The following is a 14,277-nucleotide window of genomic DNA, read 5'->3' as shown; positions in this document are numbered from 1 at the left end:
TCATGTTGTATAGAGACATAAAAGAGTTGAGGTGTTTCCACCTCTTTCCCTATTTGTCTAGGAGGTGAAAGATATGCCAAACATTAAATCTGCGATCAAACGTGTGAGAACGAACGAGTCTAAAAACGCTCAAAACACGCAAGCTAAATCAGCAATGCGTTCATCTTTGAAAAAAGCTGAGCAAGCTTTGACAAACAATGACGAAAACGCAAACGCTAAGGTTAAAGCTGCGATTAAACAAGTGGAAAAAGCGGCTTCAAAAGGCTTAATCCATAAAAACACTGCAGCCCGCCAAAAATCTCGCTTGATGAAACAAGCGTAAAAATGTAAAAAGCCGGTTCCTTTTAAAGGAGCCGGCTTTTTTTTGAATTTTTTCAGATTCAGCTGTTCTTCGCCCCGCGCTTCATCAGAAAGAATTCAAGTACGCGTTCACGGTTGCCGCTTACGGTTTTTAATTGCAGGTCAATATCTGCCAAATCACCCAACACTTCCAGCAGGCGCTGTTCAGAAATTTGCTGGCGTTTCTCGACAAGCAGTTTCACCCTGTACGGATGAGCTTTTAATTGCTTGGAGATCTGCTGCGCGTGATAGCCCTTCTTTTGAAGATAATAGACGTGGACCATGAACCGGATCTGTGAAGCCAGCAGCGCAGCAAGTGCGACAGGCTCCTCTTTCTGCCTGAGGAGATCATAATAGACGCTCAGCGCTGTGCTGATATTGCCGTCCAGATAAGCCTGCAGCATTTTGAATGCATCCTGTTCGAGTGTACGGGCAGTCATCTGCTCCACCAATTCTTCGGTTATTTCACCCTCCGCTCCAAGATAAAGCGACATCTTTTCGACTTCAGATGACAGCAGCGTAAGATTGGTGCCGGCCATTTCCACCAGTTTGCGGACTGCATTTCTGCTGATTTCCTTGCCGAACGATTTCGCTTCATGCGATAACCACGATTCCAGATCATTTGCCTGCAGCGGTTTCGCTTCGACGACAACGGCATGCTGCTTCATCAGCTTGACCACTTTTTTACGTTCATCCAATTTTTCGTATGGCGCAACAAAAACGGTAACTGAACTGGAAGGTGGATTTTCAAGCCACGCTTCAAGAATCTTCATATCATGATTTATCTTTTCCTTGCCGCGCTCAGCTGCTTTCAAAAAAGAAGCGTTTTTTGCGATGATCAGTTTGCGGTCACTGAAAAAAGGAATAGTGTCTGCTTCGTCGATGGCGTGGTCGACCGGCACTTCATCCATGTCAAAGAACGACAATTCCAGTTCTCCCGCCTGTGTCAGACTGGCCTTCAATAAATCCAGGGTTTTTTCTATGAAATAACTTTCATTGCCTACAATGAGATAGACGGGATCAATCTGCCCGCTGCGTATCGATTTCCAAATTGATGTGATCATTATTCCGCCTCCTTCTTATACTATATCGGATTTTACACGATTTGTGGGATTTGTCTTTTCTGTGACGGCTGGGAAATTCGGGCGGTTAAATAAAGTTCGATGTGGATTTTTCAGATGCAGTAGCTTATAATTAGAGGGAATTAGGAGGGATAGCCATGAATGAATTTGAAAATAATGTACAATCGAAGCGTAACGACGCAATCGATGCCGGTATGGGATTTGTGGTATCATTCGTGTTCTTCGCAGCTATCTTTATCATCGCTGCAGTCGTACAATACGTAGCATTGTAATTTTAAAGAAGGTTCCGGCTAACCAGCCGGAGCCTTTTTTCGTTATTTCATCGTCGAAACAGTATAACCATCTTTTTTAAAAACGATTTCGATGGTGCCGGTTTCGGCCGTATTGAGTGTAGCCAAAGACAGATTTTCAAACCTTTCCTTTACTTCTTCCGCCGGATGGCCGTATCGATTGTCTTCACCAGTTGAGAAAATTGATAGCTCCGGTTTCAATTTCACCAGAAAATTTTCCCCGCTCGAGGTTTTGCTGCCATGATGGCCAACTTTCAGGATTGTGGTATTTTCCAGCAAGTCTCCATCGTTCTTGATTATTTCATTTTCACCGTCAATTTCAAGATCGCCGGTGAACAGAACTTTATGGATTCCATGTTCCATCAGCAAAACCAGTGAATCATTATTGCCTTCATATTCCCCATCAGTCGGACTCAAATAACTGAAAGACGTGATTCCATCACGCCAACCACTCCCCCTCCCTGGCAATCGGACTGTCACCCCATTCAATTCCTGGTCAAGCCCAATTGCCAGTTCCGTTTTCTGGGAGCCAGGTGACATATGGATTTCATCCACCAGAAACAGCTGAAGTATTTCATCCGCCCCTTCCGCATGGTCAGCATCCGGATGCGAAAGAATCAGTGCATCCAGCCGTGAAATGCCGTTGCCTTGCAGATAAGGTGCCACCACCTGCCGGCCGATCTCGAACGGACGGTTCCTCTCTTCGAAGCCTTCCCTCCCGAATCTGAGCAGTCCCCCCGTATCTATCAGATAAATCCCTCGTCTGTAGGGCAGCTCAACCAAAGCGCTGTCTCCTTGTCCAACATCGATAAAAGTTACCCGCAGCGCTCCGTCGAAATATGGCATTGCCGTGAAGACGACCGCCGGCAGCATTCCGATTCCAATTTTCCACCAGCGAAAACCTTTTTCAGCATAACTGTAAAAAAGGATGACTCCCGCCAGCATCGCAATCACAATAATGCCTGAAGGTTTCCCAGGAATCCACATTTGGCCAGGCCATTCCGCCAGCCATACGGTCCATTTTTCGAGAAAGGTCCGGAACGGTTCATAAAAATAAAATAAAAAATCCGCAAATGGCTGATACAAGAGAGTCAATCCAAGCAAAAGGATATTAATAGGCAGGATGACAATCGTATATAACGGCACAAATAGGCTATTCACAAAAAAAGAAGAGAGTGACAGTCCATAAAAATGAATCAGCAATATCGGATAAAGTGTGAATTGGGACAGGAATGTGACCATTAAACCTAATCTGATCGGCGACTGCATCTTCTCCAATATCTTCATTGAATAGATGATGCCGAAACTGGCACCGTACGAAAGCTGGAAGCCTATTTTATAAATGACATATGGATCCAACAAGATAAAAAAGATAAAGCTCAGCAGCAGAATAAAGGCTATGGGCATCCGAATCCTGAAGAGCCGGAACGCCAGGACTGCCGCCGTCATACTTACGGCGCGCCAGACAGAAGGCGCACCTCCTGCCAGTAATGCATAGAAAGGCAAAATGATGAGCAGCAGCAGCATGGCGTCCTCTTTTCTGACACCACAGCGCAGCAATAAAAAATATAGCAGGCCACTGATGATGCCAACATGAAGTCCGGATATCGCAAACAGGTGGGAAATGCCAAGGGTCTGCTGGATTTGTTGCTGTTCGGTGGTGAGCGCCTCCCTTTCTCCGATCAGCAGGGCCTCCGCTTCTGACGTCAAATTTTCAGGAAAACTCAGCCGAATATGGGTTTTAAGCAGTTCCCGCCTTTCGGCCATCGCTGCTAAAAATCCTGTCGACTCCTTCTGGTACTCGAACTCATTGATTGTGAAAACAGCTGACGCGCCATTGCTTTTCAAGTAATCACCCATGTCGAAGGCATACTCATGTGATGGGATGTCAATTTCCTCAAAAACCCCTGAAACGGCAAATACAGAATTATGGATTAAACCGGTTTTTCGCTGCATTTCTTCTGGAGTGCTGAAACGGTAGTTTCCATAGACAATCCCGCCATCTTCCAGCACCATGAAACCCCTGACTGCATCCCCATCAATTTTAAAGCCATCTTTGAAAGAAGCTGCCCCAGTATACTCTCCTGTATACACTGGCCTAGCCCCATGGCGCATTTCCTGAAGGGCATACGTGAAGATGGAGAAAACTATCAGTAGCATAAAGATTGAAAGAGCTTCCTTCTTCCAGACCAACCAAAAAAACAGCAGCGGCATGAACACAAGAACTTCTGGTGTATCATGCGCTGCTATAGTCGTAATTGCCGTCGCTGCGGCGAAATAGATAATGATGTTGCGGCTCAGACTTCGATTTCTTCTCCGAATAATTGCTTCACCCGTTCATTATAATGGGCCAATTCTTCATCGCTTCCGCCTTTTTCTTTCAATTTCCCGATTAATTCCATGTAAAGCGATGCTTTTTCAACGCTCAAAAAGTCGATTTGACGTTCATCAAAAATGACTTGGACCACTTCCACCCCTGCCTGTTCCAATAACTCGATGGCATATTCATGATTTCTGTAATCCGTCGCATAATACAAACGGGCAATGCCAGCCTGTATGATCGACTTCGTGCATTGCAGACATGGAAAATGGCTGACATAGATATCTGCGCCACTGACACTGACCCCATATTTAGAGCATTGCAGCAATGCGTTCATCTCAGCGTGTATCGTTCTGACACAATGGCCGTCGACAACATAACAGCCTTTATCGATGCAATGATCGCCTCCTGAAATCGATCCATTGTAGCCTCCCGCAATAATCCGGCGGTCACGCACGATAGTGGCTCCGACAGCCAGCCGGGTGCATGTGCTCCGCAACGCGAGCAAATGGCTTTGCGCCATGAAAAATTGATCCCAAGTTATTCGCTTCATTTTAATTGCCCCCTGCTTTTTACTTTCAGTATAAGTTTAGCAGAGGTGCCAGGTACGTCAACAATCAGTTGGCAGTGATTGAATCTTGTAATTGCTCATAAGTCTTATCGCCTATACCAGTCACATCTTTCAATGCATCAATGGTTATAAACGGTCCATTTTCCTCGCGATATGCAATGATCGCAGCCGCTTTTGAAGGACCGATTCCCGGCAGCATCATCAGACCGGTTTCATCCGCTGTATTGATATTGACCCGACCTGCTCCCTCTGCAGCTGAACCAGCCGCCGTTGAAGGTGATGCCACAACAGGCGGAAGACTGACAGTCGTCTCACCAATTTTGGGAACATAAATGCTCATTTCATCGGTCAGCTTCATCGCCAGATTAAGGGACAGCGCATCTGCATCTGGAAGAAAACCTCCCGCCAAATCGACTGCCATGTGCAGCCGTGATTCGGCAGGCAGCTCAAATACACCTGGTTTTTCAACCTGGCCTTTTATTTCGATAAGTATTTTTTCGGATTGAGTCTGTTCAACGGGCAGTGTTTCCTTGTTCAGGGTTGGGGTTTCGATCGGCTGAGGGGTTTCAGCCATGATCAGATCAGATGGCGCCGCTGTAATTTCTTCGGTTTCGCCATGGGGAAATAAAAAATAAAGCGCCAGCATCAATACGACTGCAGCGGGGATCAGCAGTCTGCTGTATTTACTGAAAATCTTTTGGATATTCAGCTTGCATCCCTCTTTCCAGCGGGAGCAATTAAATTGAAGCTGTCTGAATTATATAATTATTCAATTCTGATGTCCAGTCTATGCAAAATAATTTTAAGCACAAAAAATAACCGCCAATAAGGCGGTTAAGGAATCAAATCATACTTTTCTCGCACAGAAGAAAATACGTTCACTTTCTCTTGACGGTTCAGCTTCAGTGAAATCCGCTGAGATGGATTCAATTACAAATCCTGCCGCTTTCAACCAGGTCGTGTACGTTGAAATTGGAAAAGTCCGTTGTTCATGTGTTTCTTCAAAACGCTGGTAAAGATCTTCCTGCTGCTGAACAAAGAACGTGATGTCATGAACGACACTGTGCTTGGTTTTGCCAGGTTCAGTGTGCCAGATAAAAGAAACTTCTTCATCATCAAGTATAAATGGACTGTCCATATAAACTTCATCGACTTTATAAACGGAATGAACATCGAAAAAGAACATGCCATCGTCATTTAAAGCTTTATGGACTTCATTGAAGGTTTTCTGCACTTGTTCACCATTTTTCAGGTAATTCAACGAATCGATTGCGATTGTCACCGCGTCGAATCCGTGAAGCCCCTCTAAATTATCCATGGACAATTGATAAGTGGGGATTCGCAGATTCGCTTCATGAAAACGCTGATTCGCCATTGTAAGCATTTGTTCCGACAAATCACTGGCTGTCACTTCATATCCGAGTTCCGCAAAAAGCTGGGCAAGTGTTCCTGTGCCACATGCAAGATCCAGGAGCTTCCCGGAGGTTTTTCGTGAGGCAACCCATTCCACGTATTGTTCATACGGTATATCCTGCATTAAACTGTCATAAATTGAAGCGAACTTGCCGTAACTCATATATCCATTTCAGGCGCTTCTCTCCAGAGGCGCTCCAGGTTGTAATACGAACGTTCGTCTTTGTGGAAGACATGTGCCACCACATCGCCAAGATCGACAAGGATCCAGCGTGCCGAATCAAAGCCTTCAACGCTCTTGACTTCGTTGCCGGCTTCGTTTGATTTCTCGATCAGTTCACGCGCAATCGCTTGTACCTGGCGGTCTGAATTTCCGCTGCAGATGACAAAATAATCCGCAAGCAATGAGATCCCTTCCATATTAAGGACAACGATGTCCTCCGCCTTCTTATCTTCGGCAGCTTGATAAGCCATTTGTAATAATGTATGTTCAGTCATTCTTTCACTTTCCCTTTCTGTTGCACGAAGTATTCATAACACTTCAGTGAATCCGGATAGACCGGCTGATTTTTTGATACAAGAAAATCGATGCTGTGTTTGACGCAGGCTTCCATCATAACATCCAATCCCTGTTCTTTTAATTGACGCAATTCTTCGACGCCTTGAAATCTTCTGCCCACTTCCACAAGATCAGCGATATAGATCACTTTTTCGAGGTCGGACATGTTAGCCCGTCCGGTCGTATGATAGCGGATGGCATTCAAAATATCTTCATCTTTTACGCCGAATTCTTTTGAGGCGACATAGGCACCTACCGGAGCATGCCACAATTCCGAGTGATATTCCAGTAAAAGCGGATCCATTTTTTCTTTTTCGATGATGGATTTCATCCATTCACGGTCAGAAAACTTGGCTACATCATGAAGAATGGCCGCAACCTGCGCTTTTTCCTGAGGAACACCAAACCGGATGGCAAGTGAAGTCGCCATGTTAAGGACGCCGACAACATGGGCGTAGCGGTTGTCTGGCAGGCGTTTTTTAACGAGCTGGAGCATCTTGCTCTGGTCCATATAAACCCTCCTTCCTGATATAGGCTTCGACTTTCTCCGGCACGAAAAATGTCAATGGCCGTTTGGCTGCGACTCTTTCACGCAGCATCGTCGAAGAGAGGTGCATTTCTGGCGAATCGATCATCATGACGGGAAAATCGGTAGCCGCGTCATAACCAGGACGACCGATGCCAACAAATTGGATCAGATCGGCCAGTTCATGGATGCGATGCCAGGAGTTCAATTCTTCTATCGAATCTCCTCCGATGATGAAATAGAACTCTTTGTCCGGCTCCTGTTCCACCAATTGCATGATTGTGTTATAGGTGTATGAAACCCCGCCGGTTTTGATTTCAAAATCTTCAATGCGGAATTGAGGGTAGTCTTCAATTGCCAGTTCAGTCATCATCAGTCGCTGCGAAGCGTCCGCACCATGGACATCTTTGTGTGGAGCTGTCGCATTGGGCATGAATCTGACTTCCTCAAGACCCAGGCTGTGATAGGCTTCATTAGCCATGATCAAATGGCCGAAATGCGGCGGATTGAATGTCCCTCCCAGAATTCCGACTTTCTTCATCGCTTCACCGGGAGCTCGATCCGCTTATTGTTCACTGATTGTTTGTAGAGGACGACTGTATGGCCGATCAATTGAACCAATTCAGCTTTTGTCCCTTTCGCCAACTTTTCAGCCACTTCATTTTTATCATCTTCATTGTTTTGAAGGATGCTGATTTTCACCAGCTCGCGCTTTTCCAGAGCTTCTGAAATTTGAACGATCATCGCTTCGTTGACTCCGCCCTTGCCTACCTGAAAAATCGGGTCGACATGATGTGCTTCACTTCTTAAGAAACGCTTTTGTTTACCTGTTAACATAATTTCCTCCTAATTTTTCCGTTATCACTTTAATCATTTTTTCTGTATCAGGTTTGATGCCCGTCCACTTCTCAAAGCCGATGGCTCCCTGATAGACGAACATGCCCACACCGTTTAACGTCCGGCAGCCTTTTTCTTCGGCTTTCTTTAAAAATGGCGTATCAATCGGGTTGTATACGATATCCACCGCCAAAGCACCGGTTTTTGCATTTTCCAACGATATCGGCAGCGCCTCATCTTCTGCCAGTCCTACAGAAGTCGTCTGGATGATGATATCAAAGCCGCCAAGGTTTTGTTCGGCGTCTGATTTCGTCATCGACTCGCTGGCTGTTTCTTCTGCCAGCTCCTCAGCACGGCGGAATGTCCTGTTCGTTATGGTGACATCGCTAAAACCGGCACGGTTCAATGCGAATGCAATCCCTCTCGCTGCACCGCCCGCACCGACCAAAATGATTTTGTCATCTGTTCTTGGATCTGCAGTCAGCAAAGACTGTACAAAGCCATCGCCGTCTGTATTGCTGCCCTTGAAATTCTTGCCGTTCCGGACCACCGTATTGACAGCATTCATCTCTGAAGCTGCTTCGTCGATGCCATCCAGAAACGGCATGATCGCCTGCTTATGGGGCAGTGTCACATTAAAACCGCCGGCTCCGAGCAATTGCAGCGACTCACAAGCCTCTTTCAATTTAGAAGGTTCCACATGGATCGGTAAAAAAGATGCGTCAATGCCGTTCTCCTGAAACCAAGTATCATGCATGAATGGTGATAATGAGTGTGCGATCGGGTCGCCGATCACTGCATACCATTTCTTCATCCAATTCCTCCTATATAAGGGATGGGCGCAACATCACTTCGACGCCTTTAGGGGCATGCGCTGCGACAATTACATCCGGGTGCTGGACCGTTACCCAGCCCAGTCCGGAAAAGACAATATCCGTTTTTGCTTCTTTGATGCGGAATTCGTGGCGGACCAGTTCAGGATAATCCTCTTTATATTCCTCAGATGGCGGAGCGAGCATTCCACCAAAATGCTGATTGTAAAGTTCATCCGCATTCTCCAGCTTCGTCCGATGGAGCGGCAGCTCATTGGCGATATGGAATGTGAATGAAGAACGATCACCTTTTATGAAATCGAATCTTGCAAGCCCACCGATGAACAGGGTCTGTTCCGGATTAAGCTGGAATACACGCGGTTTGATTTCTTTTTTCGGCATGATCATTTTCAAATCGGATGTATGGAGATAATGCGCCAATTGATGGTGGTTGATGATTCCTGGCGTATCGTACATCGATTTTTCATCATCCAGTGGAATTTCAATCATATCTAGCGTCGTTCCCGGAAAATGGGAAGTTGTGATGATATTATCCTGTCCAGTCGCCTGTTTGATGATGCGGTTGATGAATGTGGACTTGCCGACATTCGTCGATCCTACGACAAACACATCCTCACCTTTGCGATAATGGTCAATTGCCTCCATCGCTTCAACGACACCTTTGCCTTTTTGGGCAGAAACGGTTAAAATGTCGACCGGTTTCAATCCCAGCTTATTGGCTTCCCGTTTCATCCATTGCAACAGTTTTTGCTCTTTCACTGATTTCGGAAGTAAATCCGCTTTATTGGCAATCAATAAAATATCATTGTTTCCGACGAATCGATGAAGTCCCGGCAGCCAGCTGCCATTAAAATCGAAAATATCAACAATCTTCACAATAAGGCCTTTACGTTCGCCAAGGCCATTCAAAATGCGCAGGAAGTCATCATCAGTCAATGAGACCGGCTGCAATTCGTTATAATTTTTCAATCTGAAACATCTTTGGCAGATGATTTCCTCTTTTTCCAATGACGATGCCGGCGCATAGCCGAGCTCTCCAGGATGTTCTGTTTGTATCTGTGCACCGCATCCGATGCAATTTGGCATTTCGTTCAATTTTCTTCCTCCCAAGTCATATAACCTTTATCTTTAAGCCTCTTCATGATACGGCGCTCGACCATACGATTGAAACGGGTAAAGAACCCGTCGGATTGAGCGACCGGCAAAACGAGGATCGTATGCAATTTATTGCGGTTGCCGCCAAAAATGTCCGTCAGCATCTGATCACCGATGACCACCACATTTTCACGTTTGACACTCATGATCTGCAAAGCCTTTCGGAAAGCCTTGCCCATCGGCTTGCGCGCCTGGTAAATGAACGGTATGCCTAATGGGTCGGCGAATGATTTGACGCGCAGCTCACTGTTATTGGAAACGATGACCACTTGGATGCCTGCATCTTTCATGGTTTTTAACCAATCGATAAGCATCGGTGTAGCTTCCGGACGATCCCATTCCACAAGCGTATTATCAAGATCCGTGATAATCCCGCGGATGCCGTTTTCAAGCAAACTCTCAGGGGTGATATCGAACACCGTTCTGACGTATTGGCTCGGTATGAATTTCTGGTACACTATCAACAACTCCCGTATCTTCGAACTTAATGTTAATGATTATAGCATATTTGCCAAGGCTTCTCCCACTTTGATCGGTTCACCGGACATAATATTATCTGTAAAACGGAAACAATTCGGTTCAAAAAATAGAACCACGGTGGATCCAAAACTGAAATAGCCGACTTCCTCGCCTTTTTTCCAGCTGCCGCTTGTATTGGTGAGCTCAATTGAGTTGACGAACATAGCTCCTACTTTGACCATCAGAACGTTTCCCGAGGCAGTTTCGAGTTCTGTGATCAAGCGGTGATTGCCGCTGATCGGCGATTTGCCATAAAGCAAACCTGATTGATTGACTGGGTAGGATTTTCTTCCGAGAACGAATTGCCTTTTTACATTGCCGTCCAGCGGGCTGTGAATTCTGTGGTAATTGGCCGGTGAAAGATACAGCACCGCATAATCTCCTTGTGCATATCGTTCAGCCAGCTCTTCACTCCCCAATAACTCCGCAAGTGAATATTGCTGCCCTTTCACTAAAAAGCTGCTGTCTTCATGAATCCTGCCGGCAATCTCGACTTTCCCGTCAACTGGTGAAATGAGATGGCTGTTAGCCTGAGGCCGGCTTCCTGCCCGCAATTTCCGGATGAAAAAATCATGTAATGTAGGGAAAGCCCCAATTTCCTCTTCGATATCATTCAAGTTTATTTTATAGGTCCTGACATAATTCGGGATCAGCGAACGACTTCCCGATGAACGCGCAAAACGCTGCAGCATATTGGACGTTAAAGGTCCATTCGTCAATTCTATCGTATACTGATATAATTTTTTCTTCATTTCGATACCTCCGCTTTGATAAAAGTCTACCATTATTTCCTATAGGACAGTATAATGAAGGGAACATCATAATGTACGCAAGGAGGATTCTCCATTGATTTTTATAGAACGGATGGACCAAAACCTAAAAAAACTGAAATCCCAGACGGCGAATATGCTGACCATCGGCAATATGGCGTTTGGCGGTGCTGCCCTGATGGCCGCTATGAATGGTGCCTACAGCTTTAGTGTATTATTCATTTTCATCGCAGCCTTTTTAGATCGCTTCGATGGAATCGTCGCCAGAAAACTCAACCAGGAATCCGCTCTCGGCAAACAATTGGATTCCATGAGTGACATCATATCTTTCGGCGTCGCACCTGCCATTCTGATCTACGAATTGGCATTGGCCGATTTCGGTATTGCCGGTATGGTATTTACAGTAATTTATATTTCCAGCGGCGCGTTCCGACTCGCCCGTTTCAATATCAGTGAATCGAATGGCTATTTCACAGGACTGCCGATCACTGCAGCAGGGACCGTATTGACCTTATCCTATTTCGGACTTTCTTTATTCCCTTCGGTCTTTTATATGTTCCTGATGCTGATCTGCTCTCTGCTTATGATCAGTACATTCACCTTAAAAAAAGTATAAACAAAAGCTGCCGGATCCATTTCCGGCAGCTTTTTCATTTTCATCTTAACGCTCAAGTCTGGAAGTCAGCCGTTCTACAACACGAAGCACGATTTTCGTGGAATGTTCAGCAGCCTTCGGAAGAAACTCTTCAAATGAAACTGAAGATTCTTTACCTGCAATATCCGATAACGCCCGTATTACGACAAAAGCGGTGTCGAATTGGTAGCATACCTGTGCCACTGCGGCTGCTTCCATTTCGGCAGCTTTCATTTCAGGGAAATGGCCGCGCACTGATTCAACGCGTTCAGGATCATTCATGAAGGAATCGCCTGTTGCAATCAGCCCGACTGCATACGGAAGATCCTCCAATTCACTTACCGCTTTTTCGGCAAGTTCGATCAATTCAGGGTTCGATTGGAAAGCTGCCGGCATCTGGGGCACCTGGCCCATTTCATAACCAAAAGCTGTAACATCCACATCATGATGCCGCACTTCATCGGAAATGACGATAGAGCCTACTTCAAGATCTTTATCAAAGCCACCCGCGGACCCCGTATTGATCACCAATTCCGGTTTGAAGTGCTGAAGCAGGATCGTAGTTGACATAGCTGCATTCACTTTACCGATGCCGCTTTTCAGCAAAACAATTTCCTGTCCCTGATATGTACCTGTTGTGAATTCGCAATTCGCGATTGTTTCGACCTCCGGGTTCTCCAGACTGCTGCGCAGCAATTCCACTTCTTCTTCCATTGCACCAATTATTCCGATTTTCATCTGTCATTTCTCCTTTATCTCATCAGATTCTGAAATTACTTTTTAATAAGTTGAATTAAACAAGCAGTGAAATTTGCCGCTTCGTCGCTTTGGACAGCACGAAGATTATGCTCCTGCGAACTGCTCGTCGCAAAGACTTAGTCTCGCAGGCGTCGGCTAATGTCTTCGGAGCTGTTTTACGAAATATCGACTGCCATGAATTATTATATCAACTTTAATAGAAAAAAAGACGCTATATTAATAAGCGCCTTCTACAGTATTCAGTATATCCATTTTAACAGGTTTCCAACCGTCTTTTTCAACCCATTCTAAATGTACGCGATATTTTTTTGACATATCTTTGGATTGAACAGTTCCGATTGATTTTTGAGGACTGCCTCCGTTGCCGATATGCATGATGTACATATCTTTTTCAGCAAGGCCTGTAGCGTAAGTGATTGCGTCGATCTTTTCCTGCCAGTCCACTGAGTTTGTGTCATAAACAGAAACGTGTTCGCCGCTCTGCTTTGTTCCTACCGGTTCCCAGCTGGTATTGATGATCGTCTCTTTGACAATCGGATCATTCGATTCCTGGCGTGTGATCGTTCCGCCGGTCACTGTGCCTTCTTCAGCTTTTTCCTTGTCTTTTTCAGCTTCTTTATCTTTATCTTTTTCTTTATCTTCTTCTTTATCTTTTTCAGCATCAGTTGGCTCTTGGGATTCTTCATCTTTTTGTTCTTCGTCCGAAGCCTCTTCATCTTTTGTGGTTTCTTCTGTACTTTCAGTTTGTTCTTCGCCGTTATCCTCTTCGCTCGCCTCATTGTCGGTCTCTGTGGAAATCTGTACGGATTCCGGTTCCTGGGCGTTCTCTGAGCCGTCGTTTTGTCCCAGGAATATAAATGCCCCCACGATAAGAATTAATGCAAATACCAGTCCAATCATTACATTCAACATTTTATTAGTTGTGGAACTGCTTTTCTTCTTATTCACACGAGAGGGATAAGGTTTTTTATCTTCTGCCATAGTAATAGCCTCCCCTTCCTTGATATTCTATCATAATTTAATATGACAAATTTAACTTCCTTGATAAATTTATGTTTCATTATGAATTATAAACTTTAAATGCGCAACTGCAACTGATATCTGAAATAAATATCGTTTGGAGAAAATTCTTCTCTGCTTTCGACAAATAAAAAAGAGCCATCCTTATAAAGAATGGCTGCAATGATTACGTGATGGAAACGATTTCAATTTCCATTTCCCCACCTGGTGTCAACACTTTCACACGGTCGCCGATCGTACGGCCAATCATGCTTTTCGCGATTGGTGAATCGTTCGAGATGCGTCCTTCGAGAGGATCCGCTTCTGCTGAACCTACGATTGTGTATGATTCCTTGTCACCATCCGGAACTTCAACAAACGTTACAGTAGTTCCCAAACGGACAATGTCGTTGCTCATATCGTTTTCATCTATGATGACCGCATTGCGGATCATTGATTCCAATGTTGAGATGCGTCCTTCTACAAACGCCTGGTCTTCTTTAGCTGAATCATATTCAGCGTTCTCAGACAAATCACCGAAATCACGGGCGATTTTAATCCGTTCAACCACTTCTTTGCGTTTAATCGTTTTCAGGAAATCCAGTTCGTCCTCCAACTTCTGCTTTCCTGCAGCTGTCATCGGAAATTGTTTTTCATTAGCCATTGTTCCC

19 protein-coding genes are annotated in these 14,277 nt (G+C 45.1%); 3 read left to right on the top strand and 16 right to left on the bottom strand.

The window, feature by feature from the left end; genetic code table 11:
• Window positions 1-73: 73 nt before the first annotated feature.
• Complete coding sequence (gene rpsT, locus D2910_RS01385) at window positions 74-322, top strand: 30S ribosomal protein S20 (protein ID WP_084246175.1); 249 nt, start codon at window positions 74-76, stop codon at window positions 320-322.
• Window positions 323-380: 58 nt separating this feature from the next.
• Here rpsT and holA read toward each other — a convergent pair whose 3' ends face one another.
• Window positions 381-1,403, bottom strand: coding sequence for a DNA polymerase III subunit delta (gene holA, locus D2910_RS01380; RefSeq protein ID WP_084246177.1), 1,023 nt, complete (start codon window positions 1,401-1,403; stop codon window positions 381-383).
• Window positions 1,404-1,558: 155 nt separating this feature from the next.
• Between holA and D2910_RS01375 the strand changes: the two genes are divergently transcribed.
• Window positions 1,559-1,693: a YqzM family protein gene (locus D2910_RS01375; protein WP_084246179.1), complete on the top strand. Its 135-nt coding sequence runs from the start codon at window positions 1,559-1,561 to the stop codon at window positions 1,691-1,693.
• Between the two features lie 42 nt (window positions 1,694-1,735).
• Here D2910_RS01375 and D2910_RS01370 read toward each other — a convergent pair whose 3' ends face one another.
• From D2910_RS01370 to D2910_RS01315, 12 genes are all read right to left on the bottom strand, one after another.
• Window positions 1,736-3,805 carry a DNA internalization-related competence protein ComEC/Rec2 gene (locus D2910_RS01370; RefSeq protein ID WP_240633529.1) on the bottom strand — a complete coding sequence of 690 codons (2,070 nt, stop codon included), beginning with the start codon at window positions 3,803-3,805 and terminating at the stop codon, window positions 1,736-1,738.
• A 203-nt stretch (window positions 3,806-4,008) separates the two neighbouring features.
• A complete protein-coding gene (locus D2910_RS01365; protein WP_084246183.1) occupies window positions 4,009-4,584 on the bottom strand; it encodes a ComE operon protein 2 in 576 nt (191 codons plus the stop codon).
• A 64-nt stretch (window positions 4,585-4,648) separates the two neighbouring features.
• Window positions 4,649-5,248 (bottom strand): helix-hairpin-helix domain-containing protein, encoded by a 600-nt coding sequence (locus tag D2910_RS01360; protein ID WP_240633528.1) that lies wholly within the window; start codon window positions 5,246-5,248, stop codon window positions 4,649-4,651.
• Window positions 5,249-5,449: 201 nt separating this feature from the next.
• Complete coding sequence (locus tag D2910_RS01355) at window positions 5,450-6,178, bottom strand: class I SAM-dependent DNA methyltransferase (RefSeq protein WP_101803727.1); 729 nt, start codon at window positions 6,176-6,178, stop codon at window positions 5,450-5,452.
• The gene (rsfS, locus tag D2910_RS01350) at window positions 6,175-6,513 is read right to left on the bottom strand and encodes a ribosome silencing factor (RefSeq protein WP_084246187.1); all 339 of its coding nucleotides are present in this window, start codon (window positions 6,511-6,513) and stop codon (window positions 6,175-6,177) included. Before rsfS ends, D2910_RS01355 begins: the two co-directional genes overlap by 4 nt.
• On the bottom strand, window positions 6,510-7,085 hold the full coding sequence (gene yqeK / locus D2910_RS01345) for a bis(5'-nucleosyl)-tetraphosphatase (symmetrical) YqeK (RefSeq protein WP_084246189.1): 576 nt from the start codon (window positions 7,083-7,085) through the stop codon (window positions 6,510-6,512). Before yqeK ends, rsfS begins: the two co-directional genes overlap by 4 nt.
• Window positions 7,054-7,641, bottom strand: coding sequence for a nicotinate-nucleotide adenylyltransferase (locus tag D2910_RS01340; protein ID WP_117312162.1), 588 nt, complete (start codon window positions 7,639-7,641; stop codon window positions 7,054-7,056). Before D2910_RS01340 ends, yqeK begins: the two co-directional genes overlap by 32 nt.
• Entirely contained in the window at window positions 7,638-7,937 is a 300-nt protein-coding gene (gene yhbY, locus D2910_RS01335; RefSeq protein WP_084246193.1) for a ribosome assembly RNA-binding protein YhbY, read from the bottom strand. Before yhbY ends, D2910_RS01340 begins: the two co-directional genes overlap by 4 nt.
• Window positions 7,924-8,751: a shikimate dehydrogenase gene (gene aroE, locus D2910_RS01330; RefSeq protein ID WP_117312161.1), complete on the bottom strand. Its 828-nt coding sequence runs from the start codon at window positions 8,749-8,751 to the stop codon at window positions 7,924-7,926. The genes yhbY and aroE overlap by 14 nt, the downstream gene beginning before the upstream one ends.
• Before the next feature lie 10 nt (window positions 8,752-8,761).
• Window positions 8,762-9,865 (bottom strand): ribosome biogenesis GTPase YqeH, encoded by a 1,104-nt coding sequence (gene yqeH, locus D2910_RS01325; RefSeq protein ID WP_117312160.1) that lies wholly within the window; start codon window positions 9,863-9,865, stop codon window positions 8,762-8,764.
• On the bottom strand, window positions 9,862-10,392 hold the full coding sequence (locus tag D2910_RS01320; RefSeq protein ID WP_255400103.1) for a YqeG family HAD IIIA-type phosphatase: 531 nt from the start codon (window positions 10,390-10,392) through the stop codon (window positions 9,862-9,864). Before D2910_RS01320 ends, yqeH begins: the two co-directional genes overlap by 4 nt.
• Window positions 10,393-10,422: 30 nt before the next feature.
• Window positions 10,423-11,196 carry a phosphatidylserine decarboxylase gene (locus tag D2910_RS01315; RefSeq protein ID WP_117312159.1) on the bottom strand — a complete coding sequence of 258 codons (774 nt, stop codon included), beginning with the start codon at window positions 11,194-11,196 and terminating at the stop codon, window positions 10,423-10,425.
• A 94-nt stretch (window positions 11,197-11,290) separates the two neighbouring features.
• On the opposite strand from D2910_RS01315, the gene pssA reads away from it, so the two are divergent.
• Window positions 11,291-11,830, top strand: a complete 540-nt coding sequence (gene pssA, locus D2910_RS01310; protein ID WP_084246201.1) for a CDP-diacylglycerol--serine O-phosphatidyltransferase — start codon at window positions 11,291-11,293, stop codon at window positions 11,828-11,830.
• A gap of 45 nt (window positions 11,831-11,875) precedes the next feature.
• Here the strand turns inward: pssA and mtnN are convergent, their stop codons facing one another.
• The 3 genes from mtnN to greA form a co-directional block, all read right to left on the bottom strand.
• Window positions 11,876-12,586, bottom strand: coding sequence for a 5'-methylthioadenosine/S-adenosylhomocysteine nucleosidase (mtnN, locus tag D2910_RS01305; RefSeq protein ID WP_117312158.1), 711 nt, complete (start codon window positions 12,584-12,586; stop codon window positions 11,876-11,878).
• A 237-nt stretch (window positions 12,587-12,823) separates the two neighbouring features.
• A complete protein-coding gene (locus D2910_RS01300) occupies window positions 12,824-13,588 on the bottom strand; it encodes a YrrS family protein (protein WP_117312157.1) in 765 nt (254 codons plus the stop codon).
• 205 nt (window positions 13,589-13,793) lie between these two features.
• Window positions 13,794-14,270, bottom strand: coding sequence for a transcription elongation factor GreA (gene greA, locus D2910_RS01295; protein ID WP_084246207.1), 477 nt, complete (start codon window positions 14,268-14,270; stop codon window positions 13,794-13,796).
• Between the last annotated feature and the right edge of the window lie 7 nt (window positions 14,271-14,277).

It is taken from the genome of Planomicrobium okeanokoites (assembly GCF_003428875.1).
Classification (GTDB): domain Bacteria; phylum Bacillota; class Bacilli; order Bacillales_A; family Planococcaceae; genus Planococcus; species Planococcus okeanokoites.
This window is presented reverse-complemented; position numbering and strand designations above follow the sequence as displayed.

Excerpts from the sequence above, each read along its gene's own strand:
- D2910_RS01360 (WP_240633528.1), bottom strand. The coding sequence starts at position 5,248 with ATGCTGGCGCTTTATTTTTTATTTCCCCATGGCGAAACCGAAGAAATT.
- mtnN (WP_117312158.1), bottom strand. The coding sequence starts at position 12,586 with ATGAAAATCGGAATAATTGGTGCAATGGAAGAAGAAGTGGAATTGCTG.
- holA (WP_084246177.1), bottom strand. The coding sequence starts at position 1,403 with ATGATCACATCAATTTGGAAATCGATACGCAGCGGGCAGATTGATCCC.
- yhbY (WP_084246193.1), bottom strand. The coding sequence starts at position 7,937 with ATGTTAACAGGTAAACAAAAGCGTTTCTTAAGAAGTGAAGCACATCAT.
- D2910_RS01375 (WP_084246179.1), top strand. The coding sequence starts at position 1,559 with ATGAATGAATTTGAAAATAATGTACAATCGAAGCGTAACGACGCAATC.
- D2910_RS01315 (WP_117312159.1), bottom strand. The coding sequence starts at position 11,196 with ATGAAGAAAAAATTATATCAGTATACGATAGAATTGACGAATGGACCT.
- greA (WP_084246207.1), bottom strand. The coding sequence starts at position 14,270 with ATGGCTAATGAAAAACAATTTCCGATGACAGCTGCAGGAAAGCAGAAG.
- yqeK (WP_084246189.1), bottom strand. The coding sequence starts at position 7,085 with ATGGACCAGAGCAAGATGCTCCAGCTCGTTAAAAAACGCCTGCCAGAC.
- D2910_RS01365 (WP_084246183.1), bottom strand. The coding sequence starts at position 4,584 with ATGAAGCGAATAACTTGGGATCAATTTTTCATGGCGCAAAGCCATTTG.
- aroE (WP_117312161.1), bottom strand. The coding sequence starts at position 8,751 with ATGAAGAAATGGTATGCAGTGATCGGCGACCCGATCGCACACTCATTA.
- rsfS (WP_084246187.1), bottom strand. The coding sequence starts at position 6,513 with ATGACTGAACATACATTATTACAAATGGCTTATCAAGCTGCCGAAGAT.
- D2910_RS01340 (WP_117312162.1), bottom strand. The coding sequence starts at position 7,641 with ATGAAGAAAGTCGGAATTCTGGGAGGGACATTCAATCCGCCGCATTTC.
- D2910_RS01355 (WP_101803727.1), bottom strand. The coding sequence starts at position 6,178 with ATGAGTTACGGCAAGTTCGCTTCAATTTATGACAGTTTAATGCAGGAT.
- D2910_RS01300 (WP_117312157.1), bottom strand. The coding sequence starts at position 13,588 with ATGGCAGAAGATAAAAAACCTTATCCCTCTCGTGTGAATAAGAAGAAA.
- rpsT (WP_084246175.1), top strand. The coding sequence starts at position 74 with ATGCCAAACATTAAATCTGCGATCAAACGTGTGAGAACGAACGAGTCT.